This is a genomic window from Streptomyces sp. NPDC031426 (assembly GCF_055581585.1).
The window spans coordinates 88,133-108,810 of record NZ_JBVIJE010000015.1 but is presented as its reverse complement, the minus strand read 5'-3'; the positions used below and the strand labels follow the sequence as shown (position 1 = coordinate 108,810).

At 70.7% G+C, this 20,678-nt stretch carries 15 protein-coding genes; 3 read left to right on the top strand and 12 right to left on the bottom strand.

The window, feature by feature from the left end; genetic code table 11:
• The first annotated feature begins 89 nt into the window (after window positions 1–89).
• A complete protein-coding gene (locus tag ACZ5NH_RS28525; RefSeq protein ID WP_451555203.1) occupies window positions 90–782 on the top strand; it encodes a response regulator in 693 nt (230 codons plus the stop codon).
• 27 nt (window positions 783–809) lie between these two features.
• On the opposite strand, the gene ACZ5NH_RS28520 is transcribed toward ACZ5NH_RS28525, so the two are convergent.
• From ACZ5NH_RS28520 to ACZ5NH_RS28495, 6 genes are all read right to left on the bottom strand, one after another.
• Window positions 810–2,402: a solute symporter family protein gene (locus tag ACZ5NH_RS28520; protein WP_468779194.1), complete on the bottom strand. Its 1,593-nt coding sequence runs from the start codon at window positions 2,400–2,402 to the stop codon at window positions 810–812.
• On the bottom strand, window positions 2,392–2,946 hold the full coding sequence (locus ACZ5NH_RS28515; protein WP_468779192.1) for a DUF485 domain-containing protein: 555 nt from the start codon (window positions 2,944–2,946) through the stop codon (window positions 2,392–2,394). The genes ACZ5NH_RS28520 and ACZ5NH_RS28515 overlap by 11 nt, the downstream gene beginning before the upstream one ends.
• Before the next feature lie 69 nt (window positions 2,947–3,015).
• Window positions 3,016–3,705, bottom strand: a complete 690-nt coding sequence (locus ACZ5NH_RS28510) for a response regulator transcription factor (RefSeq protein WP_468779190.1) — start codon at window positions 3,703–3,705, stop codon at window positions 3,016–3,018.
• Window positions 3,702–4,853, bottom strand: a complete 1,152-nt coding sequence (locus ACZ5NH_RS28505) for a sensor histidine kinase (RefSeq protein ID WP_468779188.1) — start codon at window positions 4,851–4,853, stop codon at window positions 3,702–3,704. The genes ACZ5NH_RS28510 and ACZ5NH_RS28505 overlap by 4 nt, the downstream gene beginning before the upstream one ends.
• Window positions 4,850–5,371 carry a DUF1453 domain-containing protein gene (locus ACZ5NH_RS28500; RefSeq protein WP_468779186.1) on the bottom strand — a complete coding sequence of 174 codons (522 nt, stop codon included), beginning with the start codon at window positions 5,369–5,371 and terminating at the stop codon, window positions 4,850–4,852. The genes ACZ5NH_RS28505 and ACZ5NH_RS28500 overlap by 4 nt, the downstream gene beginning before the upstream one ends.
• A 611-nt stretch (window positions 5,372–5,982) precedes the next feature.
• Window positions 5,983–8,106, bottom strand: coding sequence for a DNA gyrase/topoisomerase IV subunit B (locus ACZ5NH_RS28495; RefSeq protein WP_468779184.1), 2,124 nt, complete (start codon window positions 8,104–8,106; stop codon window positions 5,983–5,985).
• Between the two features lie 440 nt (window positions 8,107–8,546).
• On the opposite strand from ACZ5NH_RS28495, the gene ACZ5NH_RS28490 reads away from it, so the two are divergent.
• Window positions 8,547–8,777 (top strand): DUF7455 domain-containing protein, encoded by a 231-nt coding sequence (locus ACZ5NH_RS28490; protein ID WP_030735014.1) that lies wholly within the window; start codon window positions 8,547–8,549, stop codon window positions 8,775–8,777.
• A 101-nt stretch (window positions 8,778–8,878) separates the two neighbouring features.
• Here the strand turns inward: ACZ5NH_RS28490 and ACZ5NH_RS28485 are convergent, their stop codons facing one another.
• From ACZ5NH_RS28485 to ACZ5NH_RS28460, 6 genes are all read right to left on the bottom strand, one after another.
• Window positions 8,879–9,739 (bottom strand): serine protease, encoded by an 861-nt coding sequence (locus ACZ5NH_RS28485; protein WP_468779182.1) that lies wholly within the window; start codon window positions 9,737–9,739, stop codon window positions 8,879–8,881.
• 120 nt (window positions 9,740–9,859) lie between these two features.
• Window positions 9,860–11,404, bottom strand: a complete 1,545-nt coding sequence (locus tag ACZ5NH_RS28480) for an RNA polymerase sigma factor (RefSeq protein ID WP_468779180.1) — start codon at window positions 11,402–11,404, stop codon at window positions 9,860–9,862.
• Window positions 11,405–11,818: 414 nt separating this feature from the next.
• A complete protein-coding gene (locus ACZ5NH_RS28475) occupies window positions 11,819–12,706 on the bottom strand; it encodes a FadR/GntR family transcriptional regulator (protein ID WP_468779178.1) in 888 nt (295 codons plus the stop codon).
• Window positions 12,707–12,867: 161 nt separating this feature from the next.
• A complete protein-coding gene (locus ACZ5NH_RS28470) occupies window positions 12,868–15,429 on the bottom strand; it encodes an ABC transporter ATP-binding protein (protein ID WP_468779176.1) in 2,562 nt (853 codons plus the stop codon).
• A 164-nt stretch (window positions 15,430–15,593) separates the two neighbouring features.
• Entirely contained in the window at window positions 15,594–16,352 is a 759-nt protein-coding gene (locus ACZ5NH_RS28465) for an NUDIX hydrolase (RefSeq protein WP_388624936.1), read from the bottom strand.
• A 429-nt stretch (window positions 16,353–16,781) separates the two neighbouring features.
• Window positions 16,782–18,332: a DUF4192 domain-containing protein gene (locus ACZ5NH_RS28460; RefSeq protein ID WP_468779173.1), complete on the bottom strand. Its 1,551-nt coding sequence runs from the start codon at window positions 18,330–18,332 to the stop codon at window positions 16,782–16,784.
• 143 nt (window positions 18,333–18,475) lie between these two features.
• On the opposite strand from ACZ5NH_RS28460, the gene ACZ5NH_RS28455 reads away from it, so the two are divergent.
• Window positions 18,476–20,641: a RecQ family ATP-dependent DNA helicase gene (locus tag ACZ5NH_RS28455; protein ID WP_468779171.1), complete on the top strand. Its 2,166-nt coding sequence runs from the start codon at window positions 18,476–18,478 to the stop codon at window positions 20,639–20,641.
• Window positions 20,642–20,678: the final 37 nt, after the last annotated feature.

Genomic DNA, 20,678 nt, shown 5'->3' with positions numbered 1-20,678 from the left:
CAAGAGCCTGTTGTGCTCTTTTTGCTCGCGCTACAACTGCGGAGCCGAAACACGGGCTTAACGCTCGTCGGCCTTGAAGGAGAGGCCTGATGATTGACGTCCTGGTCGTGGACGACGACTTCCGCGTCGCTGAGATAAACGCCAAGTACGTGGGGAAGGTTCCCGGCTTCCGGGTGACCGCCCGCGCGCACAGCGCTGCCCAGGCCCTGGCCGCCGTAGAACGCGGCACCATCGACCTGGTCCTGCTCGACCACTATCTGCCGGACCAGACGGGTCTCGATCTCGTGCACCTCATGCGGGAGCAGGGCCACGGCACGGACGTCATCATGATCACCGCAGCCAGCGATGTGGCGACCGTGCAGCAGGCGATGCGCCTGGGCGCCCTGCACTACCTGGTCAAACCCTTTACCTTCGCCGCCCTGCGCACCCGCCTGGACTCCTATGCGGCGCTGCGTCGCACCGTGGAGCGGGTGGGCGGCCGCGGCCTGACCGGACAGGAGCAGGTCGACCGGATCTTCGGGGCGCTGCGGACGTCTCCCGCCCCCTCCGCGCCCGGCGTGCCGAGTGGCCACTCGGAGCCCACGACCGACCTGATCTGCGGCGTCCTGCACCGCGCCGACCAGCCGCTGTCCGCCCACGAGGTGGCCGCAAGGACCGGCCTGAGCCGCTCCACCGCCCAGCGCTATCTCCGTCACCTGGAACAGGCCGGCCGGCTCCGGCTCTCCCTGAAGTACGGCGACACCGGCCGGCCGGAGCACCGGTACGCCTGGGTGGCGCCGTAGCGATCCGTGCGCGGAGCCGGTGACCGGCTACACGGCGCCGGCGCCGGTCAGCGACCGGACCTCCGTCTCGGCGTACTTGGCCTCGTCCGCGACCTCCGCGGAGGTGACCGTGCCGAGCCAGCCGGCGAGGAAGCCGAGCGGGATGGAGACGATGCCCGGGTTCTGCAGCGGGAAGTACTGGAAGTCGACGCCCGGGAACAGCGAGGTGGGGCTGCCGGACACCACCGGGGAGAGCAGCACCAGTCCGAGCGCCGGGATCAGCCCGCCGTACACGGCCCAGACCGCGCCGCGGGTGGTGAAGCCGCGCCAGAACAGCGAGTACAGCAGCACCGGGAGGTTCGCCGAAGCGGCGACGGCGAAGGCGAGGCCGACGAGGAAGGCGACATTGAGGTCACGGGCCAGCAGACCGAGTGCGATCGCCACGACACCGATGCCGACCGCCGCCCAGCGCGCCACCGCCACTTCGCTGCGCGCCTTGCCTCGCGAGCGCCGCAGCGACGCGTACAGGTCGTGCGCCACCGACGCCGACGAGGCGAGGGTGATGCCGGCGACCACGGCGAGGATCGTCGCGAAGGCGACGGCGGCGACGACCGCGAACAGGACCGTGCCACCGGTGGAGCCCGCGCCACCGCCCAGGTCGAGGGCGAGCAGCGGCACCGCGGTGTTCCCGGCCGCGTTCGAGCCGCGCACCGCATCCGTGCCCACCACAGCGGCCGCCCCGAAGCCGAGGACGATCGTCATCAGATAGAAGCCGCCGATCAGCCCGATGGACCACACCGCGGAACGGCGGGCGGCACGCGCGGTGGCCACGGTGTAGAAGCGGGACAGGATGTGCGGCAGTCCGCCTGTGCCCAGCACGAGGGCGAGTCCCAGGCTGATGAAGTCGAGGCGAGCGGTCCAGGTCCCGCCGTACTTCAGACCCGGTGCCAGGAACGCCCTTCCATGACCGCTGCGGTCCGCGGCCGTGAGCAGCAGGCGGTCGACATCGCCGTGGAAGCGGAGCAGAACGAGGACGCTCAGCGCGATGGTGCCGCTCAGCAGCAGCACCGCCTTGACGATCTGGATCCAGGTGGTGGCCCGCATCCCTCCCAACGACACATAGATCACCATGAGCGCGCCGACCCCGATGACCGCCCAGGCCTGCTCGGCCCCGCTCGCCCGCCCCAGCAGCAGCGCCACCAGACTGCCCGCGCCGACCATTTGCGCCACCAGATACAGAACGGACACCGTGACCGAGGAAGTTCCCGCGGCGATCCGCACCGGCCGCTCGCTCATCCGAGCGGCCACCACGTCGGCCAGGGTGAACCGCCCGCAGTTGCGCACCAGTTCGGCCACCAGGAACAGCACGACCAACCAGGCCACCAGGAAGCCCACGACGTACAGCATCCCGTCGTACCCGTACAGCGCGATGAGCCCGGTGACCCCGAGGAAGGAGGCGGCCGACACATAGTCACCCGCGATGGCAAAACCATTCTCCATGGGAGAGAACAGCCGCCCTCCGGCATAGAACTCCTCCGCCGAACCACGCCGCCGACGGCTCACCCACGTCGTGATCCCGAGAGTGACGGCCACGAAAACGCTGAACAGCAGCAGCGCCAGCGTCTGATGCTCACCGGTCACGAGGCACCTCCCGCACTTCGCGGGTCAGTTCCTGGGTGTCCCAGCGCAGCTCCAGCGCCGCCCGGTCCCGACGGAGCCGCGCGTGCCGTGCGTAGGCCCAGGTGAGCAGGAACGTGGTGAGGAACTGTCCGAGCCCGGCCAGCATGGCCACGTTCACCGCGCCCGCCACGGGGCGGGCCATCAGCCCCGGCGCGGTCGTGGCGGTGACCACATAGCCCACGTACCAGGCGAGGAAGGCGGCGACTCCCGGCACGACGAACCGCCGGTACCTGGTGCGCACCTCCTGGAAGTCAGCGCTGCGCTGCACCTCGACGTACACATCACGTGCGCGCACCGCCGCTCCGCTCCGCTCCCCGCGTGCGGGTGGCACCGCCGGCGCCGGCACGCCGGTACCGTCCAGTTCGCCCCAGCCGGAGGCCAGTGTGTCGTACCAAGGGTCTTCGTACGCCTCGTCGCGGGAGGGCGCGCCGTGGTCTTGCCGGTTCTCGGCCGAACTCTCGGGACCGTCCCCGGCTCCATGGGCACGACCGTTGCTTGACTGCATGCCCAAGGATGGACAGATCGGGAAGATCCCTGACTCTTCTTCCTCGGGCTCTTCACCCCATCAGGTGATTCACTGTGCGGGCGGTCTCACCAGCCCCTTGCTGTAGGCGTAACGCACCGCCTGCGCCCGGTCCTTGAGGCCCGTCTTGGCGAAGAGATTGTTGATGTGTGTCTTCACAGTCGCGGTCGACACATGCAGCTTGCGGGCGATCTCCTGATTGCTGAGCCCTTCGGCGATCAGCAGCAGTACCTCTGTCTCCCGCGCGGTCAGTCCGTCGGGCGGCGCCTGGACGGTCGCCGGCGGGCTGGGCTCGGGCTGCGACAGCCGCTCCAGCAACCGGCGCTGGACACTCGGCGACAGACCCGCGTCCCCCGAGAGCACGCTCTCCACTGCACGCACGATCTCGTCACCGCCCGCGTCCTTGGTCAGATAACCCCGGGCGCCGGCGCGCAGTGCCGGGAACAGCGACTCGTCGTCCGCGTACGTGGTGAGCACCACGACCTCGGTCCCGGGGTACTGCGCCCGGATCCGCCGGGTGGCCTCGACACCGTCGCAGCGGGGCATCCTGAGATCCATCAGGACGACGTCCGGGGCCAGTTCCCCGACCAGCCGCACCGCCTCCTCGCCGTCTCCCGCGGCACCCACGACCTCCACCCCGGGCAGCAGCCCGAGCAGCATCACGATGCCCTCCCGGACCACGGTCTGGTCGTCGGCGACCACGACCCGTGCGGGACTCTTCTCCCCCTCCGTCTCCGTCATACAGGCACCTTCAGCGTCACCACGAACCCCTCCTCCTGCGGCCGCGCGTCCAGTGAGCCGCCCAGCAGCTCGGCCCGCTCGCGCATCCCCAGCAGACCGTACCCGGCTCCGGACCCCGTGAGTTCGCCCGGCCGCCCGCCCGTGTCCCGTACGTCCAGCCTCACTTCGTGCTCGCTGTAGTCGAGTCGCAGGTGCACCTTGGCGCCCTGTGCGTGCTTGCGGACGTTCGTCAGCGCCTCCTGGGCGACCCTGCGCACGGCCTGGGAGGCCTCGGCCGGCAGGGGTCTGCGCTCACCCGTCACGGTGACCTCGGCGCCATCGGCCCCGCTGACGAGTTCGCTCAGGAAGTCCTCCAGCGGGGTCAGCTCGCCCCGCAGCGCGGACAGGGCCTGCCGGGTCTCGGCGAGTCCGTCGCGGGCCATGCCCCGGGCAGCCACCACCCGCTCCAGGATGCGTTCTCGGTCCGCTCCCTTCTCGATCAGCAGCCGGGCCGCCTCCAGGTGCACCAGTTGCGCCGAGAGGCTGTGGGCCAGCACATCGTGGATCTCCCGTGCGATGCGGGCTCGCTCGGCCAGCGCCGCGGACTCCGCCTCGGCCGCCCGGGCTGCGCGCTCCTGGGCCAGCAGTTGCTGCGCATGGCCGCGGGCTTCGGCGTCCAGCCGAAGGACGTATCCAGCGAGGGCCATGCCCGCGACCGAGGCGGCCGTGGTCAGCCAGACGTCGTTGTTGAAAGCGGAATATGCTGCCAGGCCCACCGAGGTCACCGGCGCCGCGGCCGCGAGCGGCAGGCGCTCCAGGGCGCCGATCCCACAGCCGCACCAGATCACGAGGGCCGGCCCCCTGAATCCCGTGGCCTCGGCCTCGACCGCGATGCCCATGAGGGCGCCCATCAGCGTCAGGGAGGGCACCAACCGGTGCTGGTAGGTGGTCCGGAAGAAAGCCCAGGCCAGGAGGGCGGCGACAAGGACCCCGGCCATCGCACCGAGAGCGCCCCAGAGACCGACGTGCCTCTGGTTGTACGCGCCCCACAGGAGCATGCCGATCACCAGGCATCTGACGGACCAGGCGATCAGACGCCGGGGCCGGGTGGTTCCCTCGCGGCCGAGGGCCTCTCGTGACGGCCAGCGCGTCCAGGCGTTTTCCTTCACGCGCGCTCCCTCCATACCGACCGCGTGCCGTCACCGTACGCCGGGGCAGGGTGGTCCGTGGTGCCGAGGGCCTGCGCCCGCCAGACGAGGATTCCGCCGCGGACCAGTAGGGTGACGGCGAGAGCGCACATCAGGGCGGAACTGTTCTGGTGCAGGCCGAGTACGGCGCCGATGGCGTAGATACCGATGCGCATAGCTATGCCCACGATCCATACCGCGACGCTGGCCTTGGTGCTCTTGGTCCACACGACGCCGTCCGGTTCCCTCCAGACGCGGGTCGTCCAGGCCCAGCCGGCACCGGTGGCCACACCGATGATCAGCTCCACCGCGAGCAGCGCGGCGGATTCCGCATGATGGTGGGCGTCGAGAATGCCGGGCTCGCGCAGCGCGACGGCGGCAAGGACCACAGGGATCAGCCACCAGCGCCGGTCGGTGTTGATCGCGCGGGCGCGAAACTGCCGCACGATCACTATGGCGGCGACCGCCACGATCACCAGCGCGTTGACGAGCCCGGACATCAAAGCCTCCGTGAGCGAGAAGGTGGTGCCGGGAGCGGGTGCTGCCGGCACCTACGAAGCTACGGAAAAGCGCAGGTCGGGAGATCGGAGCGGGGGTGGATCACGGGTGGAAACCTGGAGCGGCTCGTCTCCACCCACGGGTGCAGATCCCGCGGGAGCGCATACCGGGCCGGTGCAAAGGCCGGGAGTGCCGGCGCCGGGGTGAGCGGGGAATCCGGCACCACCTCCGACGCCGGTTGACCGCCAGAAGAGCCGGGACCTCCCACTGCTCACGACGACTCGGACGGGAACGAGGGGGCTGACACAAGCGCCGCCGAACGCCCTCGAGCCCCAGACCGCGCCACAGCCGACGCCGCCGGTGCGATGCCGGGTGCGCGGCCGGCGTCCAGCGGCCGGTCGTCGCGGTCCAAGACACCGTCTGCCGTGTCCAGGCCATGGCTCACCGGCCACCGCACCCGACCGTCGAAGGAAGACCACGCGACCACCGGCGAAAGCCCCAGCCGCGGAGGCAGACCACCGTTCCCCTCCCCCGCCGGCCGATCCCTGCCGCCCCGGCCGACCAGGTCAGCCCGCCTGGGGCAAGCCCCGTCGGCCGAGGCCCGGTGCAGCGGCTACGCGTCGATGCGCGACCGGTCCAGTGTCGCCGCCGAGCCGGAGATGAACTCCTTGCGCGGCGCCACGTCGTTGCCCATCAGCAGATCGAAGACCTGCTCGGCGGCCTCCAGGTCGGACAGGTTGATCCTGCGCAGCGTGCGGTGACGCGGGTCCATCGTGGTCTCGGCCAGCTGGTCGGCGTCCATCTCACCCAGACCCTTGTAGCGCTGGATCGAGTCCTTGTACCGGATGCCCTTGCTCTGGAACTCCATGAGCTTGTCACGCAGCTCACGGTCGGAGTACGTGTAGACGTACTTGTCCTGGTCCTTCTTCGGCTGGACGATCTCGATGCGGTGCAGCGGCGGCACCGCGGCGAAGACCCGGCCGGCCTCGACCATCGGCCGCATGTAGCGCTGGAACAGCGTGAGCAGCAGGCAGCGGATGTGGGAACCGTCCACATCGGCGTCGGTCATCATGATGATCTTGCCGTAGCGGGCCTGGTCGATGTCGAAGGTCCGGCCCGAGCCCGCCCCTATGACCTGGATGATCGCGCCGCACTCGGCATTCTTGAGCATGTCGGTCACCGACGACCGCTGCACGTTGAGGATCTTGCCGCGGATCGGCAGCAGGGCCTGGAACTCGGAGTTCCGCGCCAGCTTGGCCGTACCGAGCGCAGAGTCGCCCTCGACGATGAACAGCTCGCTGCGGTCGACGTCGTCGCTGCGGCAGTCGGCGAGCTTCGCCGGCAGGGACGAGGACTCCAGGGCGGTCTTCCGGCGCTGGGCGTCCTTGTGCTGGCGGGCCGCGACACGCGTACGGGCGGCGGCCACCACCTTCTCCATGACGACCCGGGCCTGCGCGGCGGCGTCCCGCTTCGTGCTGGTCAGGAACGCCTTCAGCTCCTTGGTGACCACGTTGTTCACGATGCGGCGGGCCGCCGAGGTACCCAGGACCTCCTTGGTCTGACCCTCGAACTGCGGCTCGGCCAGGCGCACGGTCACGACGGCGGTCAGGCCCTCCAGGGCGTCGTCCTTGACGATGTTGTCCTCGGCCACCCGCAGCAGCTTCTTGGCGCGCAGCACGTCGTTGAACACGCCCGTCACGGACTGCTCGAAGCCGGAGACGTGGGTGCCGCCCTTGGGGGTGGCGATGATGTTGACGAAGGACCGGATGGTGGTGTCGTACCCGGTGCCCCAGCGCATCGCGATGTCCACACCCAGTTCACGAGTGACCTCGGTGGGGGTCATCTGGCCGTGCTCGTCGAGGACGGGGACGGTCTCCTTGAAGGTGCCCTTGCCCGAGAAGCGGATGACATCGCAGACCGGCTTGTCGCCCGCCAGGTACTCGCAGAACTCGCTGATGCCGCCGTCGAAGCGGAAGGATTCCTCGCCCTTGCTGCCGCCCTCTCCCAGGCCGAACTCGTCGCGCACGATGATCGTCAGACCCGGCACCAGGAAGGCGGTCTGCCGGGCGCGCTGGTGCAGGTTCTCCAGGGAGAGCTTGGCGTCCTTGAGGAAGATCTGGCGGTCGGCCCAGTACCGCACGCGCGTGCCGGTGCGGGTCTTGGGGATCTTCTTGGTCTTGCGCAGGCCGCTCTTGGCCTCGAACTTCGCGTCGGCGCCGTCTGCCGCGAAGGCGCCGGGCACGCCGCGCCGGAAGCTGATGGCGTGCGTGTGGCCGCCGCGGTCCACCTCGACGTCGAGGCGGGCGGAGAGGGCGTTCACCACGGAGGCACCGACGCCGTGCAGACCGCCGGAGGCGGCGTACGAGCCGCCGCCGAACTTGCCGCCCGCGTGCAGCTTGGTCATGACGACCTCGACGCCGGACAGGCCGGTCCTGGGCTCGACGTCCACAGGGATGCCACGACCGTTGTCGCGCACCTCCACGGAACCGTCGTCGTGGAGGATCACCTCGATGCGGTCGCAGACACCCGCGAGGGCCTCGTCCACGGAGTTGTCGATGATCTCCCACAGGCAGTGCATCAGACCACGACTGTCGGTCGAGCCGATGTACATACCCGGGCGCTTGCGCACGGCCTCGAGGCCCTCGAGGACGAGCAGGTGCCGCGCGGTGTAGTTGGAACCGTCCCGGTCTGCTCCTGCCAGCAGCGCTGTGGACGGCACGGACGTATCGGCGGTCACGCGGTTCGCTCCTCGCTGAATTTCAGTTTGCCCCCTACTGGGTAAGGGGACGGCTTCGGTCGCCGCTCAGAGGGTACCGAGGCCTGGTAGAGCCGGTGTAACGCCACCCTCGTCGAGAACTCAGACTAGTCCAGACTCGTATGCATGTTCGATCCCTCGATGGAGTGAAGTACATATCACGTTCCCTTGGAGGCATGAACCATTTAGGCTCCGGGCACGTCCTCATGAACAACAGGCAACCCCGCCTGGAGGACCGAGACACAACACTGCGCGAAACCGTAAGCACCACAAGAGACGCACTACGGCACATTCGCCGCCAACCGGCAGCAGACAGCCGCCCCGGAAGATTTTTTCGAGGAATAGCCACGAGCGGGAACGTTTTCGGGCTGGTTGGATGTTGACCCTGGTACGACAGCTCGTCGAGCTAGAGAAGAGGCGACGTGACTACTGTTCTGACCCCCGCGAGCCCGTTGACGGCCGCCGATCGCTGCGACCGCTGCGGCGCCCAGGCATACCTGCGCGTCGTCCTGCTCAGCGGCGGAGAACTGCTCTTCTGCGCCCACCACGGTCGCAAGTTCGAGCCGGAACTCAAGAAGATCGCCGCTGAGATACAGGACGAGACGGAGCGGCTGACCTCCGTTCCGAACACCGCTTCCGAAGAAGAGCGCTGAATCTCGCACACACGACGAGCCAGCCCCGGCACAGGCCGGTGAACGGGCGGCCGCTCCCCTCCGGGAGCGGCCGCCCGTGCTCATGTCCCTGTGCGGGCGCCTCAGGAGCCTCCGTGGGGCCTCCTACGGTTCCCCGAGGCCGCTCCCATGGCTTTCATGACGTCGGATGCGCGCGTGTACACGCCAGGCCTGCCCGGCCTGCCGCAGCCGCTGCCCCATGACACGAGCCCGATCAGCCGCCCTCCCGCCACCAGTGGGCCACCACTGTCGCCCTGGCAGGCGTCCGGGCCCCCGGCAACATCTCCGGCGCAGAGCATGCTGCCGGCCCGGTACGCACCGTCGGGACCGCCCGGATAGGCGCGGGCGCAGAGGTCGTCGGGCAGCACGCCTACGCGTGCGGCGTACAGCCTGTGCGCATAGGTGCCTTCGCCGGTCGTGTCCCCCCATCCGGACACGGTGGCCTGCGTGCCCGGGGCGTAGGCCGGATCACCTGCACCCGCCATGCCGATGACCGCGCGCTGTGGCAGCGGCTCGGCGAGGGTGAGCACGGCGAAGTCACCGGCATGGGTCCCGGTGTCGTACCCCGGATTGACCCAGGCATCACGTACGGCGATCTCCTGCCCCTCGTCCGACAGCAGATCGGTGCGGCCCGTGATCACCCGCAGGTCGCGCACGCGGTTCGGGGGCGCCCCGAGGACCTCCTCCGCCAGGCAGTGGGCCGCGGTGAGCACCGCCGTCCGGGCGACGGCCACACCGCCGCAGAACTGGCCCGCCCGCGTACCTCCGAACCGGTCACGGCTGGACAGCGCGACCGTCCACGGGGCCTGGGACACGTCTATCGGAAAGCCCCCGACCACCACGCTGTCGGCGGCCACGGGAGGCGCGCCCACCAGAGGTGTGGCGGTCATGACGGCCGCAAGGGCCAGCGGCCGGATCAGCGCCCGCGCAACGGAACAGCGCATACGCACTCCTCACTCTCAGTGGTGTCAGAATACCCAGAGTGATCCACCGCGCGGTCGCGCGCAGCACGAAGGCCCGGCTCCCGCGAGCGGAGCCGGGCCTTCGCCGTCGTACGACCTGACCTAGTCGAGGTAGTCGCGCAGCACCTGGGAACGCGAGGGGTGGCGCAGCTTCGACATGGTCTTGGACTCGATCTGGCGGATGCGCTCACGCGTCACGCCGTACACCTTGCCGATCTCGTCGAGGGTCTTCGGCTGACCGTCGGTGAGACCGAACCGCATCGAGACGACGCCGGCCTCGCGCTCGGACAGGGTGTCCAGAACGGAGTGCAGCTGCTCCTGCAGGAGCGTGAAGCTGACGGCGTCGGCGGGGACCACGGCCTCGGAGTCCTCGATGAGGTCACCGAACTCGCTGTCGCCGTCCTCGCCCAGGGGGGTGTGCAGCGAGATGGGCTCGCGGCCGTACTTCTGGACCTCGATGACCTTCTCCGGGGTCATGTCGAGCTCCTTGGCCAGCTCCTCCGGGGTGGGCTCGCGGCCCAGATCCTGGAGCATCTGGCGCTGCACGCGCGCGAGCTTGTTGATGACCTCGACCATGTGCACCGGGATACGGATGGTGCGCGCCTGGTCGGCCATGGCGCGGGTGATGGCCTGGCGGATCCACCAGGTGGCGTAGGTGGAGAACTTGTAGCCCTTGGTGTAGTCGAACTTCTCGACCGCGCGGATCAGACCGAGGTTGCCCTCCTGGATGAGATCCAGGAAGAGCATGCCGCGGCCGGTGTAGCGCTTGGCCAGGGAGACCACCAGACGGAGGTTGGCCTCCAGGAGGTGGTTCTTGGCGCGGCGGCCGTCCTCGGCGATGATCTCCAGCTCGCGCTTGAGCTTCGGCGCCAGCTTGTCGGCGTTGGCCAGCTTGTCCTCGGCGAACAGACCCGCCTCGATGCGCTTGGCCAGCTCGACCTCCTGCTCGGCGTTGAGCAGGGGGACCTTGCCGATCTGCTTCAGGTAGTCCTTGACCGGGTCGGCGGTCGCGCCGGCCGCGGCGACCTGCTGCGCGGGCGCGTCGTCCTCGTCCTCGTCGGACAGGACGAAGCCCGCGTTCTCGGCGACCTCGGGCTCGTCGGCGACCTTGGTGTCCTCGAGAACCTCGTCCTCGAGAAGTTCGACGTCGTCCTTCTTGGCCGTGGTCTTCTTGGCCGCCGTCTTCTTGGCGACGGTCTTCTTGGCGGCCGCCTTCTTGGCCACGGTCTTCTTGGCCGCGGCCTTCTTGGCGGGTGCGGCTTCCTCGGCGGAATCGGCTGCGGCAGGAGCGACGGGCGCCGCGGGGGCGGCCGTTGTGGCGGTGGCCTGCCTCGTCGTCGTCACCGTCTTCGCCGCGACCGTCTTGGTGGCGGTGCGCTTCGCCGGGCTCTTCGCTGCGACGCTCTTGCGGGTGCGCTTGGGCTCTGCGGCACTGACCATCAGCGTCACACCCTCTTCCTCAAGAATCTGGTTGAGGCTGCGCAGTACGTTCTTCCACTGAGTGGCCGGAATCTGGTCAGCTTCGAAGGCCCGACGCACATCGTCGCCGGCGATCTGCCCCTCAGCCTTTCCCCGCTCAATGAGCGCCATGACAGAGACGGACTCGGCGATCTCCGGCGGGAGCGTACGGGATGTGCTGGCCGACACGAACAACCTCTCGGAACGTTGGAAAACGGCTTCCGGCACCGTCCACTGCGGACAGGAGCCGACCACCGGCCTGGGGATGGGCCGACGGCGCGGGCGGGGCCGGGGAAGATGCACAGCGCCTGTGTTGGCGTCCGTATTCCCTCCGCGGCTGTCACCTCTTAGGTCATCGCGCTGTTCCCACGAGCGTTACGCCCAATCTGCGTGGCCCGAGTCACACCCCGTAAGCGGTCAAAAGCAGTCAGACATGGGCAGACGAGATCACCATTGCCGTCCTGCCAGGTCGCGCACATGCCCCCGGCGGCCCGCCGCACCGCTGGACCCCGCCGGACCGCACAGGGTCCGGCGGGGTCCAGCGGCGGCCGGCAAGGAGCCCGGCGCCGCCACGAGCACGCCGCACACCGACGACCGCGGGGGTCAGTGCTCGCGCGGGGCGGGTACCACGCGCTCGACCTCGGGATGGACCGTGAGCAGTTGACGCATGGCCGCCTCGGCGGCCGCGCCGTCGCCGGTGCCGAGCGCGTCGACGATTCGCGCGTGCTGCGCGAGCGACGTCTCGTTCGGCCGTTCACACCCCGTGACTGGGCCGCCGGAGACCTGGAGGGCCGCCGAGACGATCCCGGAGAGGTGCTCCAGCATGCGGTTGCCGGCGATCTGGATGAGCAGCCCGTGGAACTCGTTGTCGGCGCGCGAGTACGTCAGCGCGTCGCCCTGCGCCATGGCATGGCTCATGATCTCGACCATGTCACAGAGGCGCTGCTGCACGTCCTCCCGCCCGTGCCCGGCGGCGAGGCGGGCGGCGAGCGGCTCGATCGTCCACCGCAGCTCGCTCAGCTCGCGGCGCTGGTCGTCGCGCTGGGGCCCGAAGGCCCGCCACTCGATGATGTCCGGGTCGAGCAGGTTCCAGTCGCTGACCGGACGCACGCGCGTGCCGACGTTCGGGCGGGCACTGACCAGGCCCTTGGCCTCGAGGACACGGAGGGACTCGCGGACGACGGTGCGGGAGACCTCGAAGCGCTGGCCGATCTCCTCGGGCACCAGCGGTCGGTCCGCGCCCAGGTCGCCCGAGACGATCATCTGTCCCAGCTGCTGAACGAGTTGGCCGTGCAGTCCACGTCCGCGGCTGCCCGCGGCACGTCGGCCTACGCGGCCCAGATCAGGGTCCGCGCCCTCCCAGGAGGGCGCTGCGACGCGGTCGGCCACCTGCGGCTCTGCGTAGGGGTAGCGGTCGAGTTCGCCCGGGCCGGCCAGACCGGAGTCGGTGGAGCGGGCGGCGGTCATCATGGTGTGCGCAAGGGTACTCACGGATCCTTTGTCGGCGCCGTCTCCAACTCCCTTGAGGTCTTTGGTGAAAAGCACACGAAAGGGTGATCGCTCACCCCGTCGCAATTGACGCCTTATCGGAAAGAAATGGGCTTGCCGTGCGGAGTTGTGCACACGGCGGGACCGGAAGTGGACGCAACATGTCACCGGAACCGGGTGCGCAGCGTCGTGAACAGATACGCGCACAGCAGCACCGACAGCGACAACGCCAGTGCGCTGCCCATGGGTTGGGCGAGCACCCGGGCCATCCCGAGCAGGTAGCGCTCGCCACCGAAGGGCCACTGCGGCAGGAGAACCTCCCGCATCCGCACCGGGAACCCGGCGGCCATGCGCAGGGCGGGCCTCTGCATCGCCTGGTGCACGACGGGGACGACGACAACGGGTACGGCGAGTACGGTGGCCAGGCCGCCCGTGGTGGACCGGAACACACCGGCCGCCAGTACACCGGCCCAGGCACAGGCGACGACCAGACAGAACCAACTCGCGCCCAGCGAGAGCCAGTCCGCGGGAACTTGTGTCAGCTCTCGCCCGTAGACGATGTAGAGCGCTTCGGCGTCGCAGCCCACGGTGAGGAAGGCGAGGATGGCGGCGGTGGCTCCGGAGACGAGCAGTTTCGCGATGAGCAGTCCCAGCCGGCGGGGCACGGTGCCGCGGTCCGCCGCGAGGGCGGGGTGGCGGAACTCGTCCCCGAAGGCCAGCGCACCGAGCAACCCCGCCGCGAACGCCGCGGGCGGCAGCGGCAGCTCCCGCGGCCATGCGGCGAACAGCCGCGCCTGTGGGGTGTGCCCGATCCTGGCCAGCAGTACGGCGATGAGCGCGGAGACGGCCAGTACGGCACCGCAGGTGACGAAGCCGACGCCGATGCCGGTGGCACGCCGGATCTCGTAGCTAAGAGGACGCAGGGGGCTGGGGGCGGGGCGGACGGAGATGGGGGGTGGGAGGGGGAAAAGGGCATCGGGAACGCCGTCGAGGTGGGCGGCACGGGTGGTCTGCGGCTGACGAGTGCCGGGCTTCCTGGCGCCGGGGAGGCGGGTACGCAGGGCGGCGATGCTCGCTGCCACAGCGCTTGGGCCGCCGGACTGCGGTTCCTGGGCCGTGGAGGCAGCGTCGCGCCCGGCTTCCGTGGCAGCCGCCGCGTCGGCGGTCCGACCGCCGACGGCTCCCGCGAGCACCCCTGCGGGCAGCGCTCCGGCACTTCCGTCGAGCGTGTCGTCATCAGAGGGACCGACATCGCCGTATGCCGTCCCGCCGGTTCCCGGAGCCGCGTCGTCCAGCGACGCGCCCTCGGCCGGTTCGCGCTGGGGGGACTCCAGGTACTCCGCCCCCGGCCGGGCACTGGGCGTCTCGCCGAGCGACGGCTGCCCACCGCCGGCGGCCTGTGCCAGCTTGCCCTCCGGCAGTTCCTCGTCCAAGGAGGCGCTGGACACAGCCCGCTGCGGCACCGGCGTGTGCGCTGGGGCGTTCTCCCGCTCCCCCACCGAGAATCCGAACGGCAGGGCCGCCCGTTCTCTCCCCGAGAAACCCGAGGCCGCGGCGCCAGGCGCACCCGACAAGAGGCCGGACGCCACGGGGGCCTGCCCCGACACGGACGCGTCCACCACCGACGCGGCGGACTCAGCCGCCGCCGAACCGGGCGCCGGGAGGCCGGACGCGGACGCGGCCAGACCGATCCCCGAGGCACCCGGCTCCACCGTCGGCAGGCCGCGCACCACCGGCTCGGGCCCCGCGGACGACGCACCGGGCCCGGCGTGTTCCAGCTCCGCGTGGGGCTCGTTGGCCACCTCAGCGGTCGTTTCCTGGGACGAGCCTTCGATCGCGGCACCGGATCCCGGCCCCATGTCGCCGATCTCGTCAGCGAGTTGGTGCACGGGGATGCCGTGGCGGAACGCCGTCTCACCGACGTCGGCGGTAGTGGAGCCGTACACCGAGAGGCGATTGCCGCCTTCCCGTACGATCTCCACGGACCGGCGAGCGGTGCGGGCCTCCTTGGCGAGCAGGGCCGCGAGGCGAGCCGCGTGCGGACTGCGGACCGCCACCCGCGGACGCAGCCGGGTGCGGGCGAACTCGCCGGCCACCTGGTCGGCCACGAGCCTGCCGCCGTCGAGGGTCACGACCCGGTCGGCCGTGCGCGCGGCCTCCTTGGGGTCGGCCGTGGTGAAGAGCACCGTGCCACCCTGGCCGGCGTGGGCACGCAGCATGCCGTGCAGCCACTGCGCCTCACGGGCGGAGAGACCATGGGCGGGCTCGTCCAGGACGAGCGTGTGCGGATCGGGCAGCAGAGCGCAGGCCAGGCCGAGTCCGCGGTCCATCCCCCGCGAGAGCGTGCCGAGGCGCTCCTCACGGAGGCTGACGAGGCCGACCACTTCGAGGACTTCGTCGGCCCGTCGCGCGGGAACTCCCGCCGCCGCACACAACATGCGCAGATGCCCGCGGACCGAACGGGCCGGATGCCCCGGCACGTCCCCGAGGAGCACGCCGACCTCCCGCGAGGGGTGGGCGATCCGGTGCAGGGGCCGCCCTCTGAAGTAGGTGATGCCACGCCCCTGTTGAAGCTCGAGCATCAGCCTGAGCACGGTCGTCTTGCCCGCGCCGGCGCCTCCGAGGAGCACGGTGACATGCCCCGGTTGCGCTTCGAAGGACACGTCGTCGACGGCGGGCGGGTGCGCCTTGCGGGGATTGCTGGTCAGTCCGAAGGCCTGGATCATCTGCAGCAAGATAGCGCGCAATGTCTTGTTTTTCGGGTATCACCCGATCCAATACCACACGTGCTGCCGATCAACCTGGTTCAGATGCGCCGTTCGAGGGATGCGGCGCCCCTCCTCCGCGGTCGGCCCACCTGATCGTCCGCGCGGCCGACCGTCTGCGCTTCTCAGACCTCGGGGCGCAGCATCGGCGGATTGAGCAGGGTGGCGCCGCCCGCCCGGAAGAGCTGCGCCGGCCGGCCGCCCTGGCGCGTGGTCGTTCCTCCGGTGGGAACGAGGAATCCGGGGGTTCCGGTGACCTTGCGGTGGAAGTTGCGCGGGTCGAGGGCCACTCCCCACACCGCCTCGTACACCCGTCGCAACTCGCCGACGGTGAACTCGCTCGGGCAGAACGCGGTGGCCAGCGACGAGTACTCGATCTTGGACCGGGCCCGTTCCACGCCGTCGGCGAGGATCTGGGCGTGATCGAAGGCGAGCGGCGCCACGGGTTCGCCGTCACGGCCGTAACCGCCCTGCTGCAGCAGTTCCTCGACCGGTGCCCAGCGCGCGTTGCTGGCGTCGCCTCCCGCACGCGGGGCGGGCAGGTCGGGCGCGAGCGCGAGGTGCGCGACGCTCACCACACGCATGCGCGGGTCCCGCTTGGGATCCCCGTAGGTGGCGAGCTGCTCGAGATGAGCCCCGTTGCCCTGGGCCGGGGCCGAGGGGTCGTGTGCACACAGCCCGGTCTCCTCGGCGAGCTCACGAGCCGCCGCCTGTGAGAGGTCCTCGTCGGCCCGCACGAAGCCTCCGGGCAGCGCCCAGCGCCCTTGGAACGGGGGCTCGCCCCTGCGAACCGCCAGCGCACACAGGGCATGGCGGCGCACGGTCAGCACGACCAGGTCCACGGTGACGGCGAAGGGCGGAAAGGCTGACGGGTCGTAGGGCATGCCGCGATCATAGTCGTCTGCCTGACGATAAACACTCCCTTCCCCGGCCGCATCGATGGTGATTCCGCTTCGTTCTGGTATCGCGTGCAGGACCGGCTCCTGTTCTTGGCTTCCGTCGTGTCGTACGAGGTCACACTCCCAGCTGCAGACCTTCCGCCGCTTCCTCGACCATGACGAGCCCCAGCCGGCTGATGCGCACGGCGAACGGGGCGCCGGCGACTCGGAGCCCGGTCAGGCCGAGTGGCCGCGGTCGGCCAGGCCGCCGAGAAGTGCGCCACCGTCGTGGCCGCTGCACCGGCTCGCGCGAGATCGGTTCCCGAGCAGCCTCCGAGAGCGGGCACCGCACCCCGCGGACTCCGTCGATACGCCGGACGCCTTCCCTGGGCAGACGTTCGACCAGGTACCCGCCGGCACTCCCTCGCACGGCGATCACCCCTCCCTTTCGGGCTTCCGGTGGTCGTTCTTCGACAGGGCTGCGCCGGTCGTAGTGCCTTCCGCCGCACGCGTGCGCGCGCTGCCGAGGCCGCGGCCGCCGGGGCGTGAGGATTCGGCCGTCGACGGACCGTGATGGGAGCCGGCCGGCCGCCGCCGTCCGCCCGTGGGCCTGGCCGCGCGAGGGGCATCGCCGCCGTCGGCCGGTCGCACCCGGCGCCGTCGGCGCGTGCCTGTCTCTCGGCCCGCTTCGGCGCCGCCCTGATCGTCCTCTCGGGCGGTACCTGTCGCGTCATCGGTTGCCGGGAGCTCGGCACGGGCCGTCTTCTCGTCCATGTCCGGCTGTGAGCCGGTCTCCGCCGGCGTACGCCCCGCCCGGTCGGCGCGCAGGCAGCGGCGGACCGCTTCCGGGTCGAGGCCTTCGTTGCAGGCCTGGTGCAACAGCCGGGCGAACAGATAGTCGGGATCCGCGCCCAACGCCATGGCCAGCGCCTCACGGGCCTCCAACTCGTCACCTGTCGACCAGGCGACCCAGCCGGCCAGGGTCAGCGGGGCCGCGGCGTGCTCGCCGTAGGGCCCGACGCAGCGACGGGCCAGGGCCCGCCAGAGCCGGAGGGCCGGAACCGCCTCGTCGCCCTCCATCCATGCGGCCGCCCGGTCGCGGGTCGTGCGGTCCTGAAGGCCGAGGATCAGAGTCGCCGCCTCGTCATGTGCGAGCAGGCGGTCGTCGCGCAGGTCCGCCGGATGCGTGCCGGACACCGGTGCCGCGGCGGCGAAGCGGTGGATGACGCGCTCGGCGAGACCCAGGGTCTCCTCCGCGACTTCCGCGCGGGACGCCTCGTCGAGAATCCGGGGCACCAGGGTCATACCGGCCGCGTCCAGGGCGATCTCCTGCTCCAGGGCCGCGGTGGTCTCCCAGGGCTGCAGCCTGGCCCGCAACTCCCTGAGCGTGCCGCGCACTTGGATCCCGGCGTAGGTCGCCGCGGCGGCCAGGACGGAGGTGCCGGGAAGGCCCATCGGCGAGCCGTCCTCGGGGCAGCAGCTGTCGATCGGGCAGCAGTACGACCAGAAACGGCCGTCGGAGATGCACAGTGCCTCGATGACCGGCACGTCGAGCTCGCCGCACTGGGTGCGCAGCAGGTGGGCCAGCCGCTCGAGCCGTCGTTTGACGTCGCGGCCGGACTCTCCCGGGGCCGGTTCCTGGCAGACGTAGGCCACCATCTGTTCGGGCCGGGCGCCCCGCCGTTCACTGCCGGTCACCAGTCCGTGCGCGAGCTGGTGTGCGGCCGCCTCCCAGTCCTCCTCGTTCGCCGGGATGCCGAGCCGGGCCCTGCCGCCGAACCTGCCCCGGCCTTCGCGGTCGTGCAGGGCCACCAGCACCATGCTGTCCTCCGGCCGGTAGCCGAGAAGGTAGGGCAGGGCGTCGGCCAGCTCGGCGGGGGTGCGCAGCGTGACCTGCGCGTCGTGCGCGGACAGGCCGGTGAACGGGTCCTGTCCCGAGATGTCGCCGTTTTCGGACGGTCCGGTGGTTTCGCTGTGATTCGTCATGCGCAGACGATCTCGCGGATTCTGTGATTCCGCTTTGACCTGTGGACAAGTCGGATCAGGCACACGTCAAAACCGTCCCGGTTGTCCACAGCCGGGGGCAGCGGCCCGCCCGCTTGTCGGTCCCGTCCTGTTGTATGGAACGCATGGAGCACACGAGCAACGCGGACCTCCGGGCCCAGGCGGACGCCGTCCTCGCCCGGCTTGTCGGGGATGCCACGGGCGCGGCCCGGCTGCGCGAGGACCAGTGGCGGGCGATCGAGGCGCTGGTCGCCGAGCGGCGCCGGGCCCTGGTCGTGCAGCGCACGGGGTGGGGCAAGTCCGCGGTGTATTTCGTGGCGACCTCGTTGCTGCGGGCCAGAGGCGGCGGACCCACGGTGATCGTCTCGCCCCTGCTCGCGCTCATGCGCAATCAGGTGGAGGCCGCGGCCCGAGCCGGCATCCACGCCCGCACCATCAACTCCTCCAACACCGAGGAATGGGACGCCGTGCAGGCCGAGATCGCGGCCGGCGAGGTCGATGTCCTGCTGGTCAGCCCGGAGCGGCTGAACAACCCGGACTTCCGCGACCAGGTGCTGCCCAAGCTGTCCGCCGCGACCGGCCTGCTGGTCGTGGACGAGGCCCACTGCATCTCCGACTGGGGTCACGACTTCCGTCCCGACTACCGACGGCTGCGCACCATGCTCGGTGATCTCCCGCCAGGTGTCCCCGTGCTGGCCACCACCGCCACGGCCAATGCCCGGGTGACCGCGGATGTCGCCGTGCAGCTGGGCACCGGCGGCACCTCGGACGCCCTGGTGCTGCGCGGGCCGCTGGACCGGGAGAGCCTCAGCCTCGGCGTGCTGCGGCTGCCGGACGCCGCGCACCGGATGGCCTGGCTCGCCGACCACCTCGACGACCTGCCGGGCTCCGGCATCATCTACACGCTCACCGTGGCCGCCGCAGAGGAGGTCACCGCGTTCCTGAAACAGCGCGGGCACACCGTCGCCGCGTACACGGGCAAGACGGAGAACGCCGAGCGTCAGCAGGCCGAGGACGATCTGCTCGCCAACCGGGTCAAGGCCCTGGTCGCCACCTCAGCCCTCGGTATGGGCTTCGACAAGCCCGACCTCGGTTTCGTGGTCCACCTCGGCTCGCCCTCCTCCCCCATCGCCTACTACCAGCAGGTCGGCCGGGCGGGCCGCGGTGTCGAACACGCCGAGGTACTGCTGCTGCCGGGCAAGGAGGACGAGGCGATCTGGCAGTACTTCGCGTCGCTCGCCTTCCCCTCGGAGGAGCTGGTCCGGCGCACTCTGGACATCCTCGCCCGGGCGGACGGCCCCCTGTCGCTGCCTGCACTGGAGCCCCTGGTCGAGCTGCGCCGCTCCCGGCTGGAGACGATGCTGAAGGTCCTCGACGTGGACGGAGCGGTCCGCCGCGTCAAGGGCGGCTGGATCACCACCGGGCAGCCCTGGTCGTACGACACCGAGCGCTACGACTGGGTGGCCCGGCAGCGGGCGGCCGAGCAGGAGGCGATGCGCGCCTACGCGTCCACCACCGAGTGCCGGATGGAGTTCCTGCAGCGCCAACTGGACGACGAGGATGCCCGGCCCTGCGGCCGCTGCGACAACTGCGCCGGACCGCGCTTCACCGCCGACACGTCCATGGCAGCCGTGGACGCCGCGCGCGACGACCTGGGCCGGGCCGGCGTCGAGGTGGAACCCCGCCGCATGTGGCCGACGGGCCTGCCGGCCATCGGCATCGATCTCAAGGGACGCATTCCGGCCAGTGAACAGGCCTCTTCGGGGCGGGCTCTGGGTCGGCTGTCGGACATCGGCTGGGGCAACCGGCTGCGTCCGCTCCTCGCGCCCCAGGCGCCGGACACCGCTGTGCCGGACGACGTGGCGCGGGCTGTGGTCGAGGTCCTGGCCGACTGGGCGAAGGGCCCTGGCGGCTGGGCTTCGGGTGCGTCCGACCCCCAGGCCCGGCCGGTGGGTGTCGTCACCGTCGCCTCGCGGACCCGGCCCTTGCTGATCCACTCCCTGGGCGCCCGGATCGCCGAGATCGGCCGACTGCCGCTGCTCGGCTCCGTGGAGTTCGCCGAGGACGTGCCGCGGGTGTCGCGCAGCAACAGCGCGCAGCGGCTGAAGGCCCTCGACGGTGCGCTGACGGTACCGCCCGCCCTCGCTTCGGCGCTCACCGCGGCCGGCGGCCCCGTGCTGCTGGTCGACGACTTCACGGAGACGGGCTGGACCCTGGCGGTCGCGGCACGGCTGCTCAGAAGGTCCGGCGCCCGGGCGGTATTGCCGCTGGTCCTGGCCGTCCAGGGCTGACCGCGCACCCGCCGCGGCATCTGCACGGGACTCGGCC